The following is a 20,759-nucleotide window of genomic DNA, read 5'->3' as shown; positions in this document are numbered from 1 at the left end:
CAACGTATATGAAATGGAATGAAGTCAAAATCGAAACGGCGAGTGAAGCGGTTGAAGCAGTCGCAAATATTTTAATGGAAGCAGGAGCGAGTGGTGTCGCGATCGAAGATTCATTGGACGTCGAAAATTTTAAATCTGATCCTTATGGAGAAATCCTGACAAAAGAAGATTTTACAACGATTGAAGAGGGTGCCATCGTGATGGCTTATTTCCCTGAAACGATCTTTTTACCGGAAATTTTACCCTTTATCAAAGAACGTGTGACAAAATTACCCGAATTTGGATTAGCGATCGGTAAGAACATTGTGACGGTGAGTGAAGTCGAAGAAAGCAATTGGGCAACGGCTTGGAAAAAATATTATCATCCGGTTCGGATCACACGTCTACTAACTGTCGTACCAAGTTGGGAAAGTTATCAAACGACTGATCCATTAGAAAAAATCATTACATTAGATCCAGGGATGGCGTTTGGAACAGGTACGCATCCAACGACTTCTTTGACATTACAAGCACTGGAGTCGACCTTGCGAGGTGGAGAAACGCTTTTAGATGTCGGTACTGGTTCCGGAGTGTTGAGTATTGCGGCGAAGCATTTAGGGGCAAAAGAAGTCTATGCGTATGATCTCGATGAAGTGGCAGTACGTTCAGCAAAAGAAAATATGGACCTAAATGAAGTAGCAAAAGATGTGCATGTGTCAGCCAATGACCTATTAAAAGGCATCGAGAGCGAGAGCGATGTGATCGTAGCTAATATTTTGGCAGATATCATTTTGTTGATGATTCCTGATGCGTGGCGTTTACTAAAACAAACTGGGACGTTGATCGTTTCTGGAATCATTGAAGAGAAGAAAGAAATGGTTCTTACGGCGATGGAAGAACAAGGTTTTGTTGTCGATCAAGTGTTCCAACAAAAAGATTGGTATGCCATTATGCTAAAAAAGCCTGAGGTGGATTAAATGCAACGATATTTTCTAGATGAGCCTTATCGACCACAAGAGCGTTTTGTAATAGAGGGTGAAGCCTATCACCATATGGTAAGAGTTATGCGAATGGCAGTGAAAGATCAGGTCTATTTAGCATTTAACGACCAGATCGCGATCATTGCAGAAATCAGTGAAATGAAGGAGAATGAAGTCTTCTTAGTCGAAGTGGCGAAAGAAAGTGTTCAAAAAGAATTACCCTGCAAGATCACGATTGCTAGCGGATATCCTAAAGGGGATAAGTTGGATTGGATCGTACAAAAAGGGACAGAGCTAGGCGCTCACGGGTTTGTGGGATTTCCTGCTGCTGCTTCTGTCGTTAAATGGGATACCAAAAAACGCAAAAAGCGACAAGAGCGGTTGGTCAAGATTGCACAGGAAGCGGCGGAACAGTCGCATCGCCAAGTCGTACCGCAAGTATCTTTAATGGAGACAGAAAAGCAATTTTATGAGACGCTCAGTTCGTATGATGTCCTTCTGGTTGCATATGAAGAATCAGCAAAACAAGGGGAAGCCGCTAATTTAGCCAAAATACTGCAATCTGTTTTACCAGGTACTCGGATCCTTGCAGTGTTTGGCCCAGAAGGCGGATTATCACCTCAAGAAATCGCTCATTTCGAATCACAAGGTGGCATTCTTTGTGGTCTTGGTCCAAGAATCCTACGAACAGAAACTGCGCCATTGTATTTGTTAAGTGCCGCAAGTTTCCAACTTGAATTACAAGCACTTAGCAAGTAATAGGCGAGTTAATCGTTAGGGATAACGATCTTCTACAAAACAAATGTATGAATTTTCCTATTTTCTTGATCCCTCAAAGTGAAAGTGGGATTTTGCCTTTTGTACGGAATTGAAAATCATTGACACAATCGGTATAATAAGAACAATTATTTAATCCTAAGCTATAAAAAAATGCTTTCTCACGACAAAAAATATCTGTTTTGATTATGAATAGAAAGGGGGATGTTTCCCATGCCAAAAGAAGAAATATTAACAGGGCCTGATGTCATTAAGATGGTTAGCCAATACATGGGACCTGAACATGTCGCTTTTGTGCAAAAAGCATGTGACTACGCGACCACTGCACATGAGGGACAATTTCGTAAATCAGGAGAACCTTATATCATCCATCCGATCCAAGTTGCAGGGATTCTTGCAGATCTACGAATGGACCCCCATACGGTTGCCACTGGTTTTTTACATGATGTGGTAGAAGATACAGAAGTAACCTTAGAAGATTTAAGAGAAGCCTTCGGGAACGACGTGGCAATGTTGGTGGACGGAGTGACGAAGTTAGGGAAAATCAAATACAAATCCCACGAAGAACAACTAGCGGAAAATCACCGCAAAATGTTATTAGCTATGGCTCAAGATTTACGTGTAATCATGGTGAAGTTAGCCGATCGTTTACATAACATGCGTACGTTAAAGCATTTGCGGGAAGATAAACAACGACGCATTGCGCAAGAAACATTGGAAATATACGCACCGCTTGCTCATCGTTTAGGGATCAGTCGAATCAAATGGGAATTAGAGGATACGGCGCTGCGTTATCTCAATCCAAAGCAATATTATCGAATCGTTCACTTGATGCAAACAAAACGAGAAGAACGTGAAAATTATGTCAGTGGTACAGTGGAGGATATCCGTTTAGCAACGGAAGAATTGGGGATTTTTGCAGAGATCTATGGTCGCCCGAAACACATCTATTCGATTTACCGTAAGATGAAAGACCAAAAGAAGCAATTCAATGAAATCTATGATCTACTGGCAATCCGAGTGATCGTGGATTCGATCAAAGATTGTTATGCAGTACTAGGAGCGATCCATACGAAATGGAAACCTATGCCAGGTAGATTCAAAGATTATATCGCGATGCCTAAAGCGAATATGTATCAATCGTTGCATACAACTGTTATCGGACCAGCTGGCAACCCTGTCGAGATTCAGATCCGTACCCAAGAAATGCACGAAATCGCTGAGTTTGGGGTAGCTGCTCACTGGGCATATAAAGAAGGAAAAGGCGACAAAGTTGAACCCGATGGGATGACAAAACAGTTAAGTTGGTTCCATGAGATCATCGAATTGCAAGATGAAAGTTACGATGCTTCTGAATTCATGGAGGGTGTGAAAGGCGATATCTTTAGTGATAAAGTCTATGTGTTCACTCCTAAAGGCGATGTGACTGAACTTCCTAAAGGATCAGGACCGTTAGACTTTGCTTATAGCATCCATACAGATATCGGGAACAAAACGACTGGTGCCAAAATCAATGGGAAAATGGTCCAATTAGATTACAAATTGAAGAATGGTGATATCATCGAGATTCTGACTTCGCCAAATTCATTTGGACCAAGTCGTGATTGGCTGAAATTAGTAGCCACAAGTAAAGCGAGAAATAAAATCAAGCGTTTCTTCAAAGGGCAAGATCGAGACGAAAATGTGACGAAGGGCCATGAAGCTTTAGTGAAGTGTATTATGGATCTTGGTTTTGTACCAAAGGAGATTCTTTCAAAAAATAAATTACACGACGCATTAGAACGCTTGAATTTTCAAACAGAAGAAGATATGTATGCTGCGATTGGTTATGGCGAAGTAAGTCCATTGACGATGGCTAATCGCTTGACTGAAAAAGAGCGGAAAGAACAAAAAATCGAGCAACAAAAACAAGAAGCAGAAGAGTTGATGAATCAACCTAAAAAAGAGCCTGAAAAAATGAAGGTTCGTCATGAAGGTGGCGTCGTCATCCAAGGTGTTGAAAACTTGTTGATCCGGATCAGCCGTTGTTGCAATCCTGTACCAGGGGATGACATCGTGGGCTATATCACCAAAGGACGTGGTATCTCGATCCATCGCAAAGACTGTCCGAATGTCCAACCGGATAAACCAAACGTGGAAGAACGGTTGATTGACGTTGAATGGGAAGACACTTCAAATACGAACAAAGAGTATGATGCTGATTTAGAGATCTATGGCTATAATCGTTCGGGCATGTTAAATGACGTCTTGCAGACAGTGAATGCGATGACTAAAAATCTAAACAGTGTCGAAGCACGAACGAATAAAGACAAAATGGCGACGATCCATTTGACAGTAGGGATACGTAACTTGTCACACTTGAAAAGTATTGTCGATAAAATCAAGACTGTACCGGATGTATATAGCGTACGCCGGATGAATGGCTAGGAGGTAGTACTTTGCGCGCAGTGATCCAACGAGTGAGTCAAGCAGCTGTGTCGATCAACGAACGAGAAGTGGGGCGTATCGATCATGGCTTGTTGATTTTGCTAGGTGTTCATGATACAGATACGCAAAAAGACGTCGATTATTTGATCAAAAAAATTGCCCAGATGCGTATCTTTGAAGATGAACAAGGAAAAATGAATTTAAGTATTGAAGATGTCAAAGGAGCGCTGTTGAGTATTTCTCAATTCACTCTTTTTGCAGACACAAAAAAAGGCAATCGACCAAGTTTTATCGCAGCAGCACGTCCGGAAACAGCGATTCCTTTATATGAAGCATTTAACGAAGGGCTAAGACAACGAGGAATCACAGTTGAAACAGGAGAATTTGGTGCAGATATGGCGGTTTCTCTTGTGAATGATGGCCCAGTGACGATCATTATTGATTCTCAAAATAAATGATAAATGAATAAAAAAGATCAGTCTGATTTTGATGAAGTTTCTCAAAATCAGACTTTTTTTATTCTCCCTCATTTTGGCAGCCATTTTTATTTTTTGTTCGTTAGTATTACTGAGATGAGAGAAATCAGACAACGATAGACGAGATACTTTCCCGCCGCTATGATAATGGCTTTGATTACTGGGCAATACCAGACAAAAAATTGATCAAAGAAGCCCCTTTCACTACTTTAGAATGCCATTATATCTTTTAGTTGCAAGTAAAATATTCCTTTAGAAGCTATAATTTATTTTATGATGTCTATGTTTTGTCTTTTTACAAACATGCTAGAAAAGACGTGCGGTTCAAAGAGGCATTTCACGAGTTGACTACAAAGCTAGACGAAGGAATGAGGTGAATGACAGAGTCACAGAACGTTATAATGAAATCTTATTAGTGATGAGGAAGCCTTTTATTCGAGGTTAGGCAGCTCAAGAGAAATAAATGGTATGGCTTTGTCTCAAACACTTCTTTTGTCAGTTTTATTGTACAAGGAGTATCCTAATAATATCTAAAGTTATTTATTAGGAGGAGCAAAAAATATGCAAGAAATTCCCGTGGTCGATATCAAAATGACCGAAATCAAAAAATACTATAACGAGGGCTACAAAATGCTTGGAAAGCTAAGAGAAGAAGCCCAATCACCTGTTGTGAAAGCAAAGATATTCAATAAGGAAGCTGTGATCATCTATGGAGAAGAGGCAGCGAAACATTTTTATGATCCAAGAAATTTCAAACGAGAAGGCGCAATGCCTAAAATGGTCCAAAAAACATTATTTGGAAAGGACGGTGTGCAGTCTTTAGATGGCGCGGAGCATCATCACCGTAAAGCAATTTTTATGGATTTGATGACACCAGAGCGAATGGAAGACTATCATCAAATATTGGATCGAGTATTGGCACATGAATTGGAACAACAACATGGTACTTTTGAGTTATTTGACCTGAGTAAAAAAGTACTTTTTACCGCCATCTGTGAATGGTCAGGAATCAACTTAGCGGATTATTCAGAAGAAGAGATCAACCAACTGGCAGATTATCAGATCTCTATGATCAGTGGGACAGTCACTTCGCCACTCGATCATTTTAAAGGTGTAGAAAATCGGAAAAAATCAGAAAAATGGGCACAAGAGTTGTTGGAAGAAGCACGAGAAAATCCAGTAGCCGGAAAAGAAAATGTAGCGCTTTATGCTTTTGCGAATGCGACTGACCTTAAAGGTAATCTTTTGCCTTTGGATATTGCGTCGGTAGAATTATTGAATATCATTCGGCCGACCGTGGCATTGACCGTATGGGCGGCGTTGATGGGGCATGCTCTTTTCAGCCGACCAGATCTCTATCAACAACTAAAAAACGATTTTAAGGAACTGCAAGATCCTTTTATTCAGGAGATGCGTCGGTATTACCCATTTTTCCCAATGTTACCCGCCTTTGCTTTGCAAGATGTAGAAGTAGACGGCTATCGCATCCCTAAAGACAGTTGGGTGATCTTAGATTTGTATGGAACAAATCATGATGAACGGACAGTGGATTCACCAGAGGCATTTTTGATCAAACGGTATATTGGTAAAGCGAAAAAAATCTCTTATGAAGAAGAGTATGAGATGATTGCACAAGGTGGCGGTGACTTCCGAAAAATGCACCGATGCGCAGGTGAATGGATCACGTTGCATAGTTTACGCGTTTTTTCCGATCAATTAGTGAATCGTTTTGCCTTTTCTGTGCCAGAACAAGACTGGACGATTCCATTCAATCAATTTCCGACTTATCCAAATAGTCGAGGATTGTTATATAAAGAGTAACGTGGGGGCAATACAGTATTTTATTGACAGTTGTATACATTTGTATTACGATATAGATATGTAATACAAATGTATACAGGAGGTGTCAAGGTATGAGTAATATTACGTTTCGTGTATCAGACGAAGAAAAAGCATTTATGTTAGCAATGGCTGATTTGAATGGAATGACCGTTTCAGAATTGGCAAGGACAACTTTATTAGAAACGCTAGAAGATCAGATTGATATGGATATCTATAATAAAGCGATGAAAGATCATAAGAGTCTTGATGAAAGTATCTCGCATGAAGAAATGAAAAGAGAACTAGGATTATGAGGAAGCAATATCTTGTCCGTTATGAAAAAGGTGCACAAAAAGCATTGAAAAAAATGGATAAATTTCAAGCTTCTTTGATACTATCATGGATAGAAAAAAATCTTATCAATACAGATAACCCCAGACAATATGGTAAAGGGTTAGTAGCGAATAGGAGTGGCGAATGGCGTTATAGAGTGGGGAATTATCGGATCATTGCAGATATAGATGATGAAGTGATAACGATTTTGATCGTACAAATTGGTCATCGAAATGACATCTATAAATAGTGTTTTATGTATAGATTTGATTAATTTGAATGGAAGTTATTCAACCAAAAATTAACTTCTTTCAACCAATTTTAGCCCTATTCAAATAGTCGAGGCTTACTGTATCATTTATAAAAAAACAGCTACATCATTTTCTTGATGTGGCTGTTTTTGAGTATTATTTAAACTCTCGGAATAACTGATCGATTGTTTGGGCATCTTCTAAAGATAAATGAATATCCAAAGCTTTGGCATTGTCTGCGACTTGTTCGGGTTTCTTTGCGCCAGGAATGACAAATGAAATCCGCGGGTGCGCGATATACCAAGCTAAGACTAATTGAGCAGTAGTTGCTTGGTACTTTTCAGCAAGCGGTTTGAGTTGATCGACCGCTGTGATGATTTGTTCATATCGTTCACCTTGAAAGTTTGGTTTGTTCTTTCTAGGATCATCTTCAGAAAAATGTTTTGGACTTTCTAGATCATACTTGCCAGTCAATAAACCTGAAGCAAGTGGGAAATAAGGCACAAAACCAATCTCGTTAGCTTCGAGGTAAGGGAATAATTCTTTTTCCGCTGTGCGATGGATCAAACTGAATTGATCTTGTACGATATCGACATAGCCGTCTTGGTTGGCTTCTTTCAATTGCTCTAAAGTGAAATTAGACACACCGATAGCACGGATCTTCCCTGCTTCTTTTAGTTCGTGTAAAGCGGCAACTGCTTCATTTTTAGGTGTTGCTTCATCTGGAAAATGGATATAAAAAATATCGATATAATCTGTTTGCAGACGTTCTAACGCTTCATCGACTGATTTCTTCAAAAATTCAGGAGAGTTATCAAATTTTTTCGGTTGATCTGGAAGATGTGCTGCTTTGGTGGCAATAATAATACGGGAACGATCATAAGCCGGTTCTTGCAAGACTTCTCCAATCAATTGTTCCGAACGACCTTCGCCATAAATATAAGCAGTATCAATAAGGTTCAAGCCATTATCTAAGGCAGCTCTGACGACTTCTTTTCCAGTTTCATCCGCTAATCCTGAAAAAAGATTGTGCCCTCCGACGGCATTTGCACCTAAGCCGATTGCTTCGGCATATACTTGAGAATGACCAATTTTTACTTCTGACATTTTTTTACCTCCTTTTTTATTTAGTCTAAATCAAAAAGAAAAAAAGCTAAATCAAAATGACTTTAAAAAAGAAATCAATAAGAATCTACTTGACTTTGCGCTGTGTTTTTAGTAGGTTATAATTAATATCTAAATATCGATGAAAGAGCGAGTAAGTAACTAAATGCTTTATAAGAGAGGATCGTCGTGGCTGAGAGCGATCTAAAACAAGTAGTTTCTGAAAGACACTCTGGAGATGGACGCGTGCAAAGCCGTCCCGTAAACGAGCGTTAATCGTGAGAGGAAAGAGCAATCTTTCAAATATAGGTGGTACCGTGTATGAAATAATCATTCACCCTTGTTCATGGCGAACAAGGGTGTTTTTTGTTTGCATTGATTACATAGCGTGAAGAAAAGGAGAGAAAAAGATGAGCTTCCAAAGACCAAAAGGAACAAATGATATTTTACCTGGAGAATCTGAAAAATGGCAATTTGTTGAAGAAACTGCCCGTTTATTATTTAAAGATTATCAATATAATGAGATCCGCACGCCGATTTTTGAGCATTATGAAGTGATTGCTCGTAGTGTAGGGGATACGACTGATATCGTTTCAAAAGAAATGTATGATTTTTATGACAAAGGCGAGCGTCATGTTACGCTTCGTCCAGAAGGAACTGCACCAATCGTTCGTTCATTTGTTGAGAATAAATTATTTGGACCAGAATATACAAAACCTTACAAAACATTTTATATGGGACCAATGTTTCGTTATGAGCGCCCGCAAAAAGGTCGTTTACGTCAATTCCATCAAATCGGTGTCGAAGCATTTGGCTCAGACAATCCTGCGACGGATGTTGAAAGCATGGTGATGGCATTAGACTTCTTCGAACAATTAGGAATCAGTCAAATCCGTTTAGTGATCAACTCTTTAGGCGATCAAGAAACGCGACAAGCGTATCGTCAAGCGTTGATCGATTACCTTGTACCGTTTGAAGCAGAATTAAGCGAAGATTCACAACGTCGTTTACATGAAAATCCATTGCGTGTATTGGATAGTAAAGACAAACGTGATCAAAAATTCGTAGCAGAAGCGCCTTCAATCTTAGATTATTTAAGTGAAACAGCAAAAGCACATTTTGATACAGTGATTGCCATGTTGGATGCGTTAGATGTACCTTATGAAATCGACAGCAATATGGTTCGTGGGTTAGATTATTATACGCATACGATTTTTGAAGTGATGAGTGACGCACCTAAAATGGGCGCACAAGCAACGATTTGTGCGGGTGGCCGTTATGACAACTTGGTCAAAGAACTAGGCGGACCAGCGACACCAGGATTTGGTTTTGCGATGGGGATCGAACGTATTTTATTAACGATGGAGGCAGAAGAAGTAGCTGTCCCTGTAATGAATACATTAGATGCCTATGTGGTGGCACTAGGCGAAGAAACAAATATCGAAGCGTTGAAAATCGTTCAAGCAATCCGTGATTTTGGTTTTTCCGCAGATCGTGATTTTATGGGACGTAAAGCCAAAGCACAATTTAAGACAGCAGACAAAGCCGATGCGAAGTTGGTCTTGGTGATTGGTGCGGATGAACTAGCAAATCAAACGATCAACGTCAAATCAATGGCTAATCGTACAGAGAAAAGCTTTGCACTAGAAGATATTTATGAACACTTTGATAAAGTCTATGATGAAATGACATTATCTACTGAACAGGAGGAAAAATGATGGCACAACGAACAGTTTACTGTGGACTGGTTTCAGAAAAGCAGTTAGGACAAACAGTTACATTAAAAGGTTGGGTACAAAAAAGACGTGACTTAGGTGGCGTGATCTTTATCGATTTACGTGATCGTGAAGGGATCGTTCAACTTGTCTTTAATCCAGAAATCAATAAAGAAGCATGGGAAATCGCAGATAAATGCCGTAGTGAATATGTCATTGAAGTGACAGGTACAGTAAAAAATCGGGATGAATTGGCAATCAATCCTAAAATGGCAACGGGTGAATTTGAGATCATCGCGGATGAAATCATTATCTTGAATCAAGCCAAAACACCACCTTTCTTGATTGAGGATGAACAAACGATCAGTGATGAGATTCGTTTGAAGTATCGTTATCTTGATTTACGTCGTCCAAAAATGACGAACAATATCAAATTGCGCAACGACACAACGAAAGCAATCCGTCATTACTTGGATGACCATGATTTCTTGGATATTGAAACACCTTATTTGGGCAAATCAACACCAGAAGGCGCGAGAGATTACTTAGTACCTTCTCGTATCCATGCAGGGCATTTCTATGCTTTACCACAGTCACCACAGTTGTTCAAACAATTATTGATGAATGCTGGATTTGATCGTTACTATCAAATCGTTCGTTGTTTCCGTGATGAAGATTTACGTGGCGACCGTCAACCAGAATTTACACAAGTCGATATTGAAACGACTTTCTTGACCGCTGAAGAAATCCAAACCTATACAGAAGGATTGATTGCTAAAGTGATGAAAGAGGTACGTGGTATCGAAGTCACTTTACCATTCCCTCGTATGACATATGATGAAGCAATGAGCCGTTATGGAAGTGACAAACCTGATACACGTTTTGACATGGAATTGATCGACTTGAGCACGGTTGTGAAAGACGTTGAATTTAAAGTCTTCCAAATGGCACTTGAAAATGGCGGAGTGGTCAAAGCGCTGAATGCGAAAAATGCAGCAAGCAAGTATTCACGTAAAGATTTAGATAATCTTGGACAATATGCCACTCAGTTTGGCGCAAAAGGACTAGCTTGGTTAAAAGTAGAAGAAGATGGCTTGAAAGGGCCTATTGCGAAATTTATGGGCGAGGCATCTGAAGCATTGATCCAAGCAACAAACGCTGAAGTTGGAGATATTTTATTGTTTGGTGCAGACAAAGAAGAAATCGTTGCAGCCACTCTTGGAGCGATTCGTTCTCGCTTAGGAAAAGAATTAGACTTGATCGACGAATCAAAATTCAATTTCTTATGGGTGACAGAATGGCCACAATTTGAATATTCAGCAGAAGAAGGCCGCTATGTTTCCGCGCATCATCCGTTTACGATGCCTAAAGCATCCGATGTCGAGTTATTGGAAACTGATCCGGCAAAAGTCTACGCAGAAGCGTATGACATCGTCTTGAACGGCTATGAATTAGGTGGGGGATCGTTACGTATCCATACAAGAGAATTACAAGAAAAAGTATTAAAAACACTAGGCTTTTCTGAAGAAGAAATGGAAGAGCAATTTGGTTTCTTATTAAGTGCATTAGACTATGGCTTCCCACCACATGGAGGAATTGCCTTGGGACTTGATCGCTTTGTGATGTTGCTTGCAGGTGAAGAAAACATTCGTGAAGTGATTGCTTTCCCTAAAAATGGTAAAGCAGCTGATGTCATGAGTGATGCGCCAAGTACTGTTTCTGATCTTCAATTATTTGAATTGAACATCGATGTTACAGATGTTGAATAACAAATAAGAAAGAGAAGTTATTTTCATAGGAATACCAAGGTTGTGAAGGAGTCACTGATAAGTCGCGATTGATTCGTGCTAGTGACACTGGAGCAACCTTTTTTTCTCTTATATTGGAATTTCCAATCTTTTTTTCAAAGAAGTCTCTTGATTATATTCTAAAAGATCATATAATAAGGGCATACCAGATAAAGCGAGGCTTTTTTCATGAAAAAAACTTTCGAAAATTGGGCGTATCATGATTATACGACCAAACTTTCGGTGTCGATCGTCTATGCTCTGATTGCTTCAGTTGCATTGAACTTTTTTTATCAACCAGGAAACATCTATTCAAGTGGGATAACCGGTCTTGCACAAATCTTAACGACCCTTTCTAAATCAGTGATTGGTTTTGAAATCCCTGTTTCAACCACATTATATTTATTGAATATCCCGTTATTTTTTTTAGCTTGGTTTAAACTTGGAAAGAAATTTACGATTTTTACATTTATCACTGTGACATTAACCTCGCTTAGTATCCATCTTTTGCCACAAACGATTCTTTCGACTGATCCGATCATTTGTGCGATATTCGGTGGTGCCGTCAATGGGGTTGGTATTGGTTTAGCATTAAAAAATGGTTTGTCTTCTGGCGGATTAGATATCGTGAGTATTACGATCCGTAAAAAAACAGGTCGATCCATCGGTTCGATTTCCATTTATTTCAATGCACTGATTGTTTTCGTAGCGGGCTTGCTCTTCGGCTGGCAGTATATGTTTTATAGTGCTTTGTCGATTTTTGTGAGTGGTAAAGTGACGGATGTCGTCTATACGAAACAAAAAAAGATGCAAGTCATGATCGTGACTAAACATCCTGAAGCAGTGATCGAAGCCATCCAAAAATGTATGCGTCGTGGGATCACGATCATCAATGAAGCAGAAGGTGCGTACAAGCACGATAAACAAACAGTCTTAATGACGATCGTTACTCGCTATGAGCTTCCTTTGTTACGTGAAGCAATGAAATCTTCTGACCCGCAAGCATTTGTCAGTATTGCGGAAAATGTTCAAATTCTCGGACGTTTTTATGAAGATGGGATTTAGATTTTAGTAAACTAGTTAGATAAAACACAGTGGATAACTGAATGGTTATCGCTGTGTTTTTTTGATCTTCTTGTCGCTAGAATACCAGAAATGATTGTTGCGATTAAGGAATTGAAAATAATCATTTATGCTATCGATATTTCAACAGACAAAAGGCGTCTTCTTTCATAAGATTTATGAAGTATGATCATATGAAGCACTTACCTGATCTTAGATAGCCACAATGCAATTCAAATTGGATTAGTAGAATTGGCTAGTGATGATGTAGGCCTAACGACGATTGGTAATTTCCTTGACTATGTACCTGTTCAAGACGGGTTAGAAAAAATTCCTCCTAGCTTGGTTGCTAAACATATGCAAGAAGATATCTTAAAACAAGTGACAATAATTGATTGATACAAAAATGATAAATGAGTGCAATAACATAACCAAAGAACTACAAAAAGATAAGATATTGAACGAAACCGAAGTTTACGATTTTACAATTAGAAAATCAAAAAGCGAACTTCCTTTATTGAAGTCTTTAAATTTTATGATCAACCATTTGACTACCTACAAGCTTAAAAAATAAAGATATTTTAGAGCATGCTGACTTTGTAAAATACTTTGTTAAAATGCAAATTGACATATTAAACAAAGAGCTGAATCCCGTTTCTGGGGAGCAACGAGCAGAATATAATTTTCACAGAAAAATAGAAGATTCACTCAAATAGGATCTACTTCTTATTGATGAGCCTGAGTCTTCTTTTGATAATATGTTTTTAAACAACAGAATAAATACTGTCCTACAAGATATTTCTAAACGTATTCCTGTTTTTGTCTCAACACATAATAATAGAATCGGCGCATCTAACGACAGTTCCGTTAGCAATCTGTCTGTGCAATTGAATTGTCTTGAAGCCGGCGAACGAACCTCCAAAACAAGGAGAGATACTTATTAAATACTTGGAAATTGATCAAATCATTAAAGAGGATATCTTCGAATTAATTTCTCTAGCCTTTTAATCAAAAGACGGTACTACATTTGAAAGGGATGGATTTTCAGAGGAAATGCTACAACCTGGAGTTCATAAAATTGAAATGGCAACACTTATTTTGAAAAAAGTTAAAAAGTGTAGTTTTTTTCTCTTACTTCGGTAGCCACTTGTAGAATAATGACACTAAAACTATCAGTGGCAACACTAAAATTTGTATTTTCAGTTATGGTATAATAATTGTGCTGTCTGCTACCCCGGCCTATTCTGGCAAGGGGAGGAGGTTATAGCTATGAAGTTTCTTCTTGATTTTACTTTTGCAATCATAGCAGAGGTAGCTGCACACTACTTCTGTCAATGGCTTGATTGTAAAATTGCCAAAAAAGACAGTAAGCCTACCCGTTAATTCGTATAGAAACGTAAAAGAAAACCACTAGCCTGCACGCTAGTGGTTTTTGATTATAGCTATGAGAATTCTTCTTTGTAGCTAAATTATATCATAAATAATATTAATTTCAATGAATAACTAGCCTTTCATATTAATTGGAAACCAAAAAAATGTGATTCGATCTGCTGATATGAATAGTGCATAAACAAACTACTATGCAATCTAGTTTATTTTTCATTTTAACGTTGCTGATTCTCCCTCCCCACTTATTTTAAATATACAATTAAACACAAAGTATTTTTATTCGTGTGCTGCGATTAGGAATGCAGAATGTCATAAGAATTATTATTAAAAAAATTTCTGGCGTTTTTCGTAACTTTGAAGAAGACGACATGGGAAATAACAAGTTGAAATTATAGATATTGACTAGTATTACATAATAGGATGTGCTCACTTTAAAAATAATTTAAGAGAATTTTTATTTTCGTTGAAGCTATAGTTTGCAACTTTACAGTACGCCCAGTACGTATTATTATATAATAGTCAAGAGGTATGTGCAATGCCCATGACAATCAGAGAAGCAGAAAAGCTACTGAAAGATGCTGGCTTTGTTGAAGTGAAAGGTGGGAAGGGCTCACATAGGAAATTCACTAAAAAGGATCATCCTAGACCTGTTATCCTTACTAGCCATTCAAAAGAGTTATCTAGAAGAGTAGAAGATTCTGTTCGAAAAGCAGTGGGCATTTAAGCCCGCTGTGCTGTTACGAAAGAAGGGGAGATGAATGAAAAAAGTTTATCCAGCTATTTTTGAAAAGGATCCTGTTGGATATGGAATTTATTTTCCTGATATCGAAGGAGCAGTGACACAATCAAAAGATATTATCGAGGGGTTAGAAGTTGCATCGGATGCTTTAGGGATCATGCTCGGTGATTTAGTTGAGAATAATAAACCTTTGCCAAAGCCAACTAATATCAATGATCTTTCGATTGATTCTGAGCGTGAATTTGCTACTTTGATTTCTGTGGATCTAAATGATTACTTAAAAGATGTCCAACTAGATAAAAAGACAATAAAAATTCCTCATTGGTTAAATGTGCGCGCAACAAATGAAGGGATAAATTTTTCAAAAACAATGTCTGAAGCTTTGGTTCAAAAATTAAATATATGATACGAAAGAGAACGATCATCTGTCTGCTAAAGGACAGGTGATGTTTTTTTGTAATAATTAGGAATGAGTTATTAAAGTGATCATAGAAAAGGAGTGACAGAGTGCTTGCAACCAAGGAGTATAGATGTTTATCCTTGTTAAGAGTAGATATCATTCAATTATTTCTCGCCCATCAACGAAAAATAATAGAAAATAATGAAACCCTATCCAAGCAACAATTAGCCAACTTGTTATATTTGAAATTTTGTTAAAGTTACTTAAAAATGTGTTCTTTTTTGATGAACTATGGGATTATAGTATAAAGTGGCAACTTTTATGAAGTTTTTGCTTGCTATTTTTTGGTAATGCACGTATATTACGAATGAAAAAAGTTTATGAAAAGTTGGAATATTGAATGGAAAAACAAAAAAGATTAAAAAATAGCCGGTATATCACGGGCTTCGATGGGATTCGTTCATTAGCGGTCATCGGGGTTATTTTATACCACTTGTTGCCAACAAGTATGAAGGGTGGTTACCTCGGAGTTCCGATATTTTTTGTCGTTTCAGGTTATCTTATTACCGATCTCTTACGACAAGAGTGGGAACAAAATGGAAAAATCAATATTTGGCAATTTTACGTTCGGCGAATGAAACGACTGTATCCTGGGCTCGTTTTCTTGCTTATTACTGCATCAGCATATATTACGCTATTCCAGCGAGGATTGTTGAATAATCTTCGGGGCGTTGTACTCAGCAGTTTATTCTATGTCAATAACTGGTGGCAGATCAATAATGGATTATCCTATTTTGATCGTTTTGCAAATGAGTCGCCATTTACCCATATTTGGTCCTTAGCAGTAGAGGCGCAGAACTATCTGATCTGGCCGATCATTTTTGTATTACTCATGGTATTTGTCCGTAAGAAAAAAAATATTTTTTATGTCATTATGGGCACAGCCATTGCTTCAGCGATTTTGATGATGGTGTTGTACTCGCCAAATGGCGATCCTACCCGTGTGTATTATGGGACAGATACTCGCTTGTTCTCGATTTGGATGGGGAGTGCATTGGCTTTTGTTTGGCCAAGTACGCGATTGAAGAAAAATATCCCTAAACAAGCAAAGAAAGTATTGAATTTAGCGGGTTTTAGTTCGTTGATCATTTTGATCCTCTTTTTCTTTTTCTTAGATGACCATTTGAGCTTTATCTATTATGGCGGGTTCTTTTTAGTCAGTCTTTTATGTATGGTTCTTGTGGCAGTCACAGCGCATCCCGGTGCGAGCTTGAATCGCTGGTTGACGAATCCGGTCTTTAGTTGGATCGGTAAACGAAGTTATGGGATCTACTTGTACCAATTTCCGGTAATGATTTTTTACGAAGCGAAAGTATCAGGTATCGCTGATCATGTGTTGTTACACACGGTCATTGAAATCACATTGATTTTATTGATCAGTGAACTGTCGTACCGCTTTATCGAACGTCCATTGGCACGCTTTGATTATAGCCAAACGTTTCGCGTCGTCAAAGGCTGGTTCACCAAACCTATTTTCAGTTGGAAAAAGCCATGGGTGGTCCCTGGAACCTTAGTCGTAGCGATTGCCTTAGTCGGGTTCGTCACTGCACCTAAAAATGCTGTGACAGCGGACCAAGAGCAATTACAAAAGAATATTGCTGAAAGTAAAAAACTAGCTGAAAAAAGTCAGAATAATCAAGGCAATAATGTAGCACCTATTGACCAAGCGATTTTGGATAAATATGATTTGACCAAAGCGCAAGGGGAAAAAGCCCAACAACTAGAGCTGACTGCATTTGGTGATTCAGTCATGTTAGATGCTGCGGCAGATTTAAAAGAACTATATCCGCAAGTAGTCGTAGATGGCGATGTCGGTCGTCAACTCTACACAAGCCTTCCTTATATCGAAGAATTGAAAAATAGGGATCTATTGAAAGATACGGTATTAATTGGGTTAGGAACAAATGGCTCTTTTTCTGAGGCGCAATTTGATAGCTTGATGAACGCGATCGGGGATCGCAAAGTTTACTGGGTCAATGTTCGCGTACCAACGAAGCGCTGGCAAAATGAAGTCAACGCCATGCTCACAGAAATGGAAAAGAAATATGATAACATGACAGTGATTGATTGGTACGGTTATAGTAACGGTCACAGTGAATGGTTCTATGACGATCAAGTCCATCCAAATCCAGATGGTATGTTGAATTATATCCATCTAGTCAGTGAAGCACTATTAGGTGGAACAAAAGAATCAGAGACAAGTAAAACGAGTGAGACTGCTTCGACTAGTACGAGCGACACTCTATCTGATAGTACTCAAGTAAGTGAATAAAAACTGGGGTTGTGACAGCAATGTTTTGACCTGAGCAGTAGGATAACTCTTATAAAAAAGTGCCTCAACGAAAATCGTTCTCCGATCTTTCGTTGAGGCATTCTTTTTCTCTAAAATTTTTTTACTCCGTTTGATCAGGTAAAGAAAGAGAAGGGTGTGTCTTCAAATAGGTTTCTTTTTGCCGACGTGTTTGTTTTTTGAACGCGGCTTCGGCTTTTGTGGCTTCACTTCTTGTAGCGTATCCTTCTGCATGGATCATTTTTACAGGACGTCTTTTTTGCAAACGTGTGTATTTCGCACCTGTGCCATTATTATGTTCTTGTAAACGACGAGCCAAATCGGTGGTATATCCTCCATAGAACGTATTATCTTGGCAGTGCAACACATAAAAGTAATGGTTATTCTCCATAAAGCATCTCACGGAGTTCAGGGGTATACTCACCTTGCGTATCGTAGGTGAACAAAGGTGGAGACACTTTGAAACCATCGGCTTTTCCTTGCTTGATTCCTTCAATCAATAAAATATTTGCTTCTTTGCCTACTTTAGGATAAACAAACTGAACACGTTTCGGTGCAATCTGATAGGTTTGCATAAGGGTCAAAATCTCTAAGAAACGTTCTGGGCGATGTACAAGAGCTAAGCGACCATTTGTTTTTAATAACTTGCCGGAGATTTGGATCACTTCTTCCAACGTTGTATGGATCTCATGTCGGGCAATTGCTAGATGCTCATTTGGATTTTTTTTGTTTGTAGGTAAGCCTTTAAAGTAAGGGGGGTTACAGACGACTAAGTCACAAGAGTTGTGTCTGACAACCGATAAACTTTCTTTTAAGTCAATCGTATGCACGGTCATTTGTTGTTCTAAATGATTCAAGGAAATGCTCCGTCGAGCCATGTCAGCTAAGCGTGGCTGTAGTTCGATTGCATCGATCTTTGCCTGTGTTTGTTTGCTTAAAAATAGTCCGACAGCACCATTCCCTGAACAAAGGTCAACGATTTGACCGGTTTTTGGCGCACGAGCAAAATGAGCAAGCAATACAGCATCTAAAGAAAAGGAAAAAACTTGGGAACTTTGGATAATCTTAATATCTTTTGCATATAATTGGTCAATACGTTCATGTTCGTGAAGCATCTAATTCCCTCCAAATGAAAAAACTAATCGTATGTAGTATACTATTTTTGTTCAAAAGAACCAAGAGAACTTGTCAAATCGGTCTTTTTTAGGCATACTATAGGAACGAGAAGTAAAGAAAGGAAGAGGATATGTTCTATCGATTTATGCGCGGGCTCGTTAAAGTGATTTTAGCTGTCATCAATGGCAATGCCCGTTATGAAAATAAAGAAGTCTTACCAAAAGACGAGAATTACATACTTGTTGCACCACACCGCACTTGGTGGGACCCGTTGTATCTCGCTGTTGCTGCATCACCTAAATCGTTTAGTTTTATGGCGAAAGAAGAATTGTTCAAAAACCCTGTTTTACGATTTATCTTAACACGCTCGAATGCTTTTCCAGTCAAAAGAGACAATCCGGGACCAAGTGTGATCAAGACACCTGTCAAGATTCTAAAATCAACCGATCTAGGATTGATCATGTTTCCAAGTGGGACAAGACATGCGACTGAGTTGAAAGGTGGAATGGCGTTAATTGCCAAAATGGCCAAAGTAAAAATCGTTCCAGCTGTGTATCAAGGACCTCTCACGTTAGGTGATCTATTCAAACGCAAACGAGTGATTGTTCGCTTTGGTGAACCGATCGACTTGTCAGATATCAAAAAAACTGACAAGGAAGGAATGGCAGAAATCGAGCGACGCACACAAGCCGCATTTGATAAACTAGACAAGGAAGTAAATCCTGATTTTAAATATGAGATCATAAAAAAGAATGAAACAGAATAATTGTTCTTTATTCGATGAGCGATAAAAGAAACGGATTGTCTAAGACACCGCTTCTTTATCGCTTTTTTTGTTATAAAATCCCCTTTTTGTAATTGATTCTAGCTGTCATGTCCTTGATGGAAGTGTTATAATAGTAAGAAGGATATTTTTTTGAGGTGATGAGATGCGTTTTTTACATACAGCTGATTGGCATATAGGGAAAAAATTGCAGGGCTACGATTTACTTAAAGAGCAAGAACATGTACTATCTGAGATTTTAACGATTGCGAAAAAGGAAAAAGTGGATGCGATCGTTATTGCAGGTGATCTCTATGATCGAAGTATTCCGGCCGTAGAAGCCGTAGAGATATTCAATCGATTGATGATCGACTGGAACCTGAACGAAAAATTCCCGATTTTCGCTATCTCAGGAAACCATGATAGCAGTGTTCGATTATCTGCTGGAACTGAATGGTTCAGCCAAACAAAATTCTTTTTACACACCCGATTTGCTGAAGCTTTCCAACCTATCGACTATCAAAATACTCAATTTTTCTTATTGCCTTATTTTGAACCAATCTCTGCTAGAAGTTATTTTGAAGATGATACGATCCGCACGGTCCAACAAGCAATGGAAAAAGTAGTTGACCAGATGCAACTCGCTTTTGATCCTGAAAAAAAACAGGTGCTGGTCAGCCACTTTTTTGTGACGGGTAGTAAGAAATCAGATTCAGAAACAAAAATCGAAGTGGGCGGACTAGATGCGATTCCAGGTAGTTTATTGGAGCCATTTGATTATGTCGCTTTAGGACATCTTCATAATCAAGCAGCCTTGCAACAAGAAAATGCTAGATACAGTGGTTCGCCACTTAAATTCTCACTTTCAGAGATCAATCAGAAAAAAGGTGTTTGGATCGTTGATCTAACTGACACCTTGGTGTTGGATTTTCAAGAAATCACACCTTTGTATGATATCGCTGAAGTAACTGCTAGTTTTAAAGAATTATTAGACCCAAGTTTTTACCATACGATCAACCGAGAAAATTATTTGCAGATTTATTTAAAAGATCGCGCAGTTATTCCTAACATGATGAACCAACTACGAGCAATCTATCCTCGAATACTTGGTGTCGAACGTGTCAATGGACGGCATCGTTCCACAAGCAAACGACAGACACTTGAAATCAAGCAACCAAAGAAACTCGCGGAAACATTCTTTACCGAAATGGTGGATGAACCGATGACAGAACAACAAATGAGCTGGTTAGAAGAAACGTTGCAAGAACTCACAGAAACGGAATGATCAAG

At 38.6% G+C, this 20,759-nt stretch carries 19 protein-coding genes and 1 other annotated feature; of the genes, 16 read left to right on the top strand and 3 right to left on the bottom strand.

Going from position 1 to position 20,759, the window contains the following annotated elements; translation table 11 throughout:
- The first annotated feature begins 8 nt into the window (after positions 1 to 8).
- The 7 genes from prmA to IGJ99_RS12655 all read left to right on the top strand — a co-directional run bounded on the left by prmA (position 9) and on the right by IGJ99_RS12655 (position 7,043).
- Entirely contained in the window at positions 9 to 956 is a 948-nt protein-coding gene (prmA, locus tag IGJ99_RS12685; protein WP_010734220.1) for a 50S ribosomal protein L11 methyltransferase, read from the top strand.
- Positions 957 to 1,718, top strand: coding sequence for a 16S rRNA (uracil(1498)-N(3))-methyltransferase (locus IGJ99_RS12680; protein ID WP_375152521.1), 762 nt, complete (start codon positions 957 to 959; stop codon positions 1,716 to 1,718).
- A 231-nt stretch (positions 1,719 to 1,949) separates the two neighbouring features.
- A complete protein-coding gene (locus IGJ99_RS12675; RefSeq protein WP_010734222.1) occupies positions 1,950 to 4,163 on the top strand; it encodes a RelA/SpoT family protein in 2,214 nt (737 codons plus the stop codon).
- A gap of 11 nt (positions 4,164 to 4,174) precedes the next feature.
- Complete coding sequence (gene dtd, locus IGJ99_RS12670; RefSeq protein ID WP_010734223.1) at positions 4,175 to 4,621, top strand: D-aminoacyl-tRNA deacylase; 447 nt, start codon at positions 4,175 to 4,177, stop codon at positions 4,619 to 4,621.
- 579 nt (positions 4,622 to 5,200) lie between these two features.
- The gene (locus IGJ99_RS12665) at positions 5,201 to 6,460 is read left to right on the top strand and encodes a cytochrome P450 (RefSeq protein ID WP_010734224.1); all 1,260 of its coding nucleotides are present in this window, start codon (positions 5,201 to 5,203) and stop codon (positions 6,458 to 6,460) included.
- A 92-nt stretch (positions 6,461 to 6,552) separates the two neighbouring features.
- Complete coding sequence (gene relB / locus IGJ99_RS12660) at positions 6,553 to 6,774, top strand: type II toxin-antitoxin system RelB family antitoxin (protein ID WP_010734225.1); 222 nt, start codon at positions 6,553 to 6,555, stop codon at positions 6,772 to 6,774.
- A complete protein-coding gene (locus IGJ99_RS12655) occupies positions 6,771 to 7,043 on the top strand; it encodes a type II toxin-antitoxin system RelE family toxin (RefSeq protein WP_010734226.1) in 273 nt (90 codons plus the stop codon). Before relB ends, IGJ99_RS12655 begins: the two co-directional genes overlap by 4 nt.
- 157 nt (positions 7,044 to 7,200) lie before the next feature.
- Here IGJ99_RS12655 and IGJ99_RS12650 read toward each other — a convergent pair whose 3' ends face one another.
- The gene (locus tag IGJ99_RS12650; RefSeq protein WP_023520427.1) at positions 7,201 to 8,151 is read right to left on the bottom strand and encodes an aldo/keto reductase; all 951 of its coding nucleotides are present in this window, start codon (positions 8,149 to 8,151) and stop codon (positions 7,201 to 7,203) included.
- A 130-nt stretch (positions 8,152 to 8,281) separates the two neighbouring features.
- Positions 8,282 to 8,493 (top strand) — a binding site (T-box leader).
- Positions 8,494 to 8,558: 65 nt separating this feature from the next.
- On the opposite strand from IGJ99_RS12650, the gene hisS reads away from it, so the two are divergent.
- The 7 genes from hisS to IGJ99_RS12615 all read left to right on the top strand — a co-directional run bounded on the left by hisS (position 8,559) and on the right by IGJ99_RS12615 (position 17,572).
- Positions 8,559 to 9,866, top strand: a complete 1,308-nt coding sequence (gene hisS / locus IGJ99_RS12645) for a histidine--tRNA ligase (protein WP_438770868.1) — start codon at positions 8,559 to 8,561, stop codon at positions 9,864 to 9,866.
- The gene (gene aspS / locus IGJ99_RS12640) at positions 9,866 to 11,632 is read left to right on the top strand and encodes an aspartate--tRNA ligase (RefSeq protein ID WP_010734229.1); all 1,767 of its coding nucleotides are present in this window, start codon (positions 9,866 to 9,868) and stop codon (positions 11,630 to 11,632) included. Before hisS ends, aspS begins: the two co-directional genes overlap by 1 nt.
- A gap of 207 nt (positions 11,633 to 11,839) precedes the next feature.
- Entirely contained in the window at positions 11,840 to 12,715 is an 876-nt protein-coding gene (locus IGJ99_RS12635; protein ID WP_010734230.1) for a YitT family protein, read from the top strand.
- A gap of 249 nt (positions 12,716 to 12,964) precedes the next feature.
- Positions 12,965 to 13,111, top strand: a complete 147-nt coding sequence (locus IGJ99_RS12630; RefSeq protein ID WP_155237725.1) for a hypothetical protein — start codon at positions 12,965 to 12,967, stop codon at positions 13,109 to 13,111.
- Between the two features lie 1,525 nt (positions 13,112 to 14,636).
- On the top strand, positions 14,637 to 14,825 hold the full coding sequence (locus IGJ99_RS12625; RefSeq protein ID WP_010734231.1) for a type II toxin-antitoxin system HicA family toxin: 189 nt from the start codon (positions 14,637 to 14,639) through the stop codon (positions 14,823 to 14,825).
- A 34-nt stretch (positions 14,826 to 14,859) separates the two neighbouring features.
- Complete coding sequence (locus IGJ99_RS12620; RefSeq protein ID WP_010734232.1) at positions 14,860 to 15,246, top strand: type II toxin-antitoxin system HicB family antitoxin; 387 nt, start codon at positions 14,860 to 14,862, stop codon at positions 15,244 to 15,246.
- A 394-nt stretch (positions 15,247 to 15,640) separates the two neighbouring features.
- Complete coding sequence (locus tag IGJ99_RS12615; RefSeq protein ID WP_010734233.1) at positions 15,641 to 17,572, top strand: acyltransferase family protein; 1,932 nt, start codon at positions 15,641 to 15,643, stop codon at positions 17,570 to 17,572.
- Positions 17,573 to 17,693: 121 nt separating this feature from the next.
- Here the strand turns inward: IGJ99_RS12615 and IGJ99_RS12610 are convergent, their stop codons facing one another.
- Both IGJ99_RS12610 and IGJ99_RS12605 read right to left on the bottom strand, forming a co-directional pair.
- Positions 17,694 to 17,981 (bottom strand): GIY-YIG nuclease family protein, encoded by a 288-nt coding sequence (locus IGJ99_RS12610; protein ID WP_010734234.1) that lies wholly within the window; start codon positions 17,979 to 17,981, stop codon positions 17,694 to 17,696.
- A complete protein-coding gene (locus IGJ99_RS12605; protein ID WP_010734235.1) occupies positions 17,971 to 18,705 on the bottom strand; it encodes a tRNA1(Val) (adenine(37)-N6)-methyltransferase in 735 nt (244 codons plus the stop codon). The genes IGJ99_RS12610 and IGJ99_RS12605 overlap by 11 nt, the downstream gene beginning before the upstream one ends.
- A 131-nt stretch (positions 18,706 to 18,836) precedes the next feature.
- Between IGJ99_RS12605 and IGJ99_RS12600 the strand changes: the two genes are divergently transcribed.
- Together IGJ99_RS12600 and IGJ99_RS12595 are read left to right on the top strand one after the other, a co-directional pair.
- Positions 18,837 to 19,472 (top strand): lysophospholipid acyltransferase family protein, encoded by a 636-nt coding sequence (locus tag IGJ99_RS12600; protein ID WP_010734236.1) that lies wholly within the window; start codon positions 18,837 to 18,839, stop codon positions 19,470 to 19,472.
- Positions 19,473 to 19,635: 163 nt separating this feature from the next.
- Positions 19,636 to 20,754 (top strand): exonuclease SbcCD subunit D, encoded by a 1,119-nt coding sequence (locus IGJ99_RS12595; protein ID WP_019723019.1) that lies wholly within the window; start codon positions 19,636 to 19,638, stop codon positions 20,752 to 20,754.
- Positions 20,755 to 20,759: the final 5 nt, after the last annotated feature.

The organism is Enterococcus sp. AZ095b, from assembly GCF_051714725.1.
Taxonomy (GTDB): domain Bacteria; phylum Bacillota; class Bacilli; order Lactobacillales; family Enterococcaceae; genus Enterococcus_B; species Enterococcus_B pernyi.
Note: the sequence above shows the minus strand (reverse complement) of the source record. Positions and strands in the feature narration are given on the sequence as shown.

Bases quoted from the DNA above. Each gene is read 5' to 3' on its own strand.
- IGJ99_RS12620 (WP_010734232.1), top strand. From the start codon at position 14,860: ATGAAAAAAGTTTATCCAGCTATTTTTGAAAAGGATCCTGTTGGATAT.
- IGJ99_RS12665 (WP_010734224.1), top strand. From the start codon at position 5,201: ATGCAAGAAATTCCCGTGGTCGATATCAAAATGACCGAAATCAAAAAA.
- IGJ99_RS12675 (WP_010734222.1), top strand. From the start codon at position 1,950: ATGCCAAAAGAAGAAATATTAACAGGGCCTGATGTCATTAAGATGGTT.
- IGJ99_RS12680 (WP_375152521.1), top strand. From the start codon at position 957: ATGCAACGATATTTTCTAGATGAGCCTTATCGACCACAAGAGCGTTTT.
- IGJ99_RS12600 (WP_010734236.1), top strand. From the start codon at position 18,837: ATGTTCTATCGATTTATGCGCGGGCTCGTTAAAGTGATTTTAGCTGTC.
- IGJ99_RS12615 (WP_010734233.1), top strand. From the start codon at position 15,641: ATGGAAAAACAAAAAAGATTAAAAAATAGCCGGTATATCACGGGCTTC.
- IGJ99_RS12635 (WP_010734230.1), top strand. From the start codon at position 11,840: ATGAAAAAAACTTTCGAAAATTGGGCGTATCATGATTATACGACCAAA.
- hisS (WP_438770868.1), top strand. From the start codon at position 8,559: ATGAGCTTCCAAAGACCAAAAGGAACAAATGATATTTTACCTGGAGAA.
- IGJ99_RS12625 (WP_010734231.1), top strand. From the start codon at position 14,637: ATGCCCATGACAATCAGAGAAGCAGAAAAGCTACTGAAAGATGCTGGC.
- prmA (WP_010734220.1), top strand. From the start codon at position 9: ATGAAATGGAATGAAGTCAAAATCGAAACGGCGAGTGAAGCGGTTGAA.
- aspS (WP_010734229.1), top strand. From the start codon at position 9,866: ATGGCACAACGAACAGTTTACTGTGGACTGGTTTCAGAAAAGCAGTTA.
- IGJ99_RS12610 (WP_010734234.1), bottom strand. From the start codon at position 17,981: ATGGAGAATAACCATTACTTTTATGTGTTGCACTGCCAAGATAATACG.
- relB (WP_010734225.1), top strand. From the start codon at position 6,553: ATGAGTAATATTACGTTTCGTGTATCAGACGAAGAAAAAGCATTTATG.
- IGJ99_RS12605 (WP_010734235.1), bottom strand. From the start codon at position 18,705: ATGCTTCACGAACATGAACGTATTGACCAATTATATGCAAAAGATATT.
- IGJ99_RS12655 (WP_010734226.1), top strand. From the start codon at position 6,771: ATGAGGAAGCAATATCTTGTCCGTTATGAAAAAGGTGCACAAAAAGCA.
- IGJ99_RS12595 (WP_019723019.1), top strand. From the start codon at position 19,636: ATGCGTTTTTTACATACAGCTGATTGGCATATAGGGAAAAAATTGCAG.
- IGJ99_RS12650 (WP_023520427.1), bottom strand. From the start codon at position 8,151: ATGTCAGAAGTAAAAATTGGTCATTCTCAAGTATATGCCGAAGCAATC.